The sequence below is a fragment of the Kistimonas ophiarachnellae genome, assembly GCF_057552235.1.
In genome coordinates, this window is the sequence record NZ_BAAJPA010000068.1 from 1 (window position 1) to 556 (window position 556).

Annotated in this window: 1 protein-coding gene; it reads left to right on the forward strand. The window is 57.9% G+C overall.

The window, feature by feature from the left end:
• On the forward strand, positions 1-556 hold a 556-nt coding region (locus AC27K1_RS21660), incomplete at both ends, for an Ig-like domain-containing protein (RefSeq protein ID WP_487152876.1).

Below are 556 nucleotides of genomic sequence, written 5' to 3' on the forward strand. Positions count from 1 at the left end.
AGTCACCGGCACCAATGACGCGCCGGTGGCGACAGCCAATACCGCCACAGGCCATGAGAATGAAACCCTGACCATTGACGTACTGGCCGACGACACGGACCTGGATCACAACGACAACCCCGCCAACTTCAGCCTGGACAGTGTGCAGATCGTGGATGGTGACGGGAATCCATTAAGTGGCCAGGGCACGGTCAGCGTCGTCAACAACCAGCTGCAGTTTGTTCCGGGCACGGATTTCGACAGCCTTGCCAGTGGTGACACGGCTACTGTCACTGTCCGCTATGTGATGTCTGATGACGAGGGGCTCACGTCTGAATCAACGGCCACCATTACGCTGACCGGCACTAACGATGCGCCGGTGGCGACAGCCAATACCGCCACAGGCCATGAGAATGAAACCCTGACCATTGACGTACTGGCCGACGACACGGACGCGGATCACAATGATAATCCGGCCAACTTCACTCTCGACAGCGTGCAGATCGTCGATAGCAACGGGAATCCCGTCACGGGCCAGGGCACGGTCAGCATTGTCAATAACCAGCTCCAGTTTGTG